We start from the raw sequence: 2,121 nt of genomic DNA, 5'->3' as shown, positions 1-2,121 counted from the left end.
AGTTCCTGGTCTCGAGGGTTTCTTGGAGTGACTCACCTCAATACCGGAACTCCGCTTCTGTTTGCCTGAGCGACACACCCCTCGACAGCCGCCACAACGCCTTAACCGAGCGGCGTTGCCACTAGCCCGGGCGGCGCAGGGACCGGACCCTGACCGCCATGCGTGCTCGGTCAGCGCAGTCCGGCGAACAGGTCGTCCTCGGGCGTCGGCGCATCGGTGGTGTCGCGGACCCGGACGAAGGTCTCCACGCCCATCAGCTCGGTGAACCGTTCCTGACCGAGTTGCAGGAAGAAGATGTTCTCGGCCTGACTGGCGTGCGCAGCCAACGATTCGAACTTCTGCGCGCCGTAGCCGCTCGTGTCCACCCAGGTGGTGATCTCGTCGTCGGGCAGACCGAGCTGCGGCATCTCCTCCGGCGGCCCGTCCGGCTCGGGAAACTCGACGCCGATCTCCTTCATGACGCGGCCGAACTCCTGGAACGCGCTGCGCGGCACGGTGGTCCAGTACACCTTTGCGGGGATGTCCGTCCGTTCGACGGCGGCCATGGTGATGCGGTGCGCCTGGATGTGGTCCGGATGGCCGTAGAAGCCGTTTTCGTCATACGTGACGACGACGTCGGGCCGGTAGCGCCGGATCAACTCGGTCAGCCGGTCGGCCGCCTCCGCCACCGGCGTGTTCCAGAACGCGCCGGGCGCGTCGTTGGCCGCCCAACCCATCATCCCGGAGTCGGCATAGCCGAGCGTCTCCAGATGAGTGACCTTCAGCGCCTCGCAACTGGCCGCCAACTCGGCCCGGCGCATCGCTGCCACGGCCTGCGGGTCGTGCCCCGGGTCGCCCGGCTTGACCCCGCCGGGCCCATCGCCGCACCGCCCGTCCGTGCAGGTCACGAGCACCGTCGTGATCCCCTCCGCCGCATACCGGGCGAGGATTCCGCCAGTGCTGGTCGCCTCGTCGTCGGGGTGCGCGTGCACCGCCATCAAGGTCAGAGATCGCTCAGCCACCCCACCACCATACGAGGGACGTCCGACGCACTAGCATTGCCGCGGTCCGCGACGGCGGCTGAAACGAGGCGAGATGCGTTGGCTCCGGCAGTTGCTGGGTAGCAGGCGAGTCCAGCTCGATCCGGGGCGGCAGCAGGCACTGCTGCGGGACGTCCGACACCGGTACGGTGCCCGCTCGCAGGCCCGGTTTCCGGAACAGGTCGAAGCGATCACCCGGATGCTGCACGACGACGACGGTCTGGTGGTGGCGGCCCAGATCGTGAGCGAGGCCGCCGACGAGGCCCACGCGGACCTACAGGCCCAGGCCCACGACGTACACCGACGGACCGGCCGGCGGCTCCTGGTGCACCGCCGAAACTACCGGCCGCTGTGGAAGGAGGCCGGACCGGCGCTGCGCTGGCCCCTGTTCGCGCTGCCGTGCGGCTTCCACCCGTACGCGCAGGTGGCCGCCGCCGTCGTGGTGGTCGGCAGCCGGGCGCCCCGGCTCGGCCAGGTGACCGACCCGAACCCGCTCCTGACCCGCGTGTTCGAGGTGCTCGACCTCACCACCGCCAGCTGGGAGTACGGCCAGGTACGGGTGGACACCGATGCCGCAGCCCTCGCCGACCGACTGATCTCGACCGCCGGGCAGATCCTCGCGGCCATCGACGACCCGCCCCGGCTGCCGCCCCCCGTCCGCGAGCTGATGCGCCGCAACAACACCCTCGACGTCCACGATCCAACCGGTCCGCGAGTAGTCGGCGGAATCAATCTGGGCGCGAGGATGCGGGAGACTCTCCTGGCCTGAAACACCGCGGCGGGACTCGAGCATGCCGCCGGTACCGGCACCGCCCACATCATCATTGGGTGCTCGGCATCCTCGCCACCGCCGTCGGCTTCGAGAGCGGGGACGAACATGAACAAGAGCAGGCTCGGCTTGGTGGCGACGGGGGTGCCGCCCCCGGGCGTGGCGGTGGTCGTACCCGCCGGGATGGGTATCGATCGGTGGGTCAGTTAGAGCCTGGTAAATAAGGGTTTCAGGTGTGTTGGTGACGGGCGAGGCGGCGAGCCATGACGATGACCATGGCCCACTGGACCATCGCGGCGTGGTGCTTGGGTAGCCGTTCGTAGTCACGGACGG

The 2,121-nt window shown here is 69.1% G+C and carries 2 protein-coding genes; one reads left to right on the top strand and one right to left on the bottom strand.

Translation table 11 applies throughout. The features are described from left to right. Positions 1-170 precede the first annotated feature (170 nt). A complete protein-coding gene (locus ABGB16_RS33570) occupies positions 171-1,001 on the bottom strand; it encodes a PIG-L family deacetylase (RefSeq protein ID WP_347672074.1) in 831 nt (276 codons plus the stop codon). A gap of 73 nt (positions 1,002-1,074) precedes the next feature. Between ABGB16_RS33570 and ABGB16_RS33565 the strand changes: the two genes are divergently transcribed. Further along, entirely contained in the window at positions 1,075-1,788 is a 714-nt protein-coding gene (locus tag ABGB16_RS33565; protein WP_347672073.1) for a hypothetical protein, read from the top strand. Positions 1,789-2,121: the final 333 nt, after the last annotated feature.

Source organism: Micromonospora sp. B11E3, from assembly GCF_039871625.1.
Taxonomy (GTDB): domain Bacteria; phylum Actinomycetota; class Actinomycetes; order Mycobacteriales; family Micromonosporaceae; genus Micromonospora.
The sequence above is the reverse complement of the archived record's forward strand: the minus strand, read 5'-3'. Positions and strand labels throughout refer to the sequence as shown.

Bases quoted from the DNA above. Each gene is read 5' to 3' on its own strand.
- ABGB16_RS33565 (WP_347672073.1), top strand. From the start codon at position 1,075: ATGCGTTGGCTCCGGCAGTTGCTGGGTAGCAGGCGAGTCCAGCTCGAT.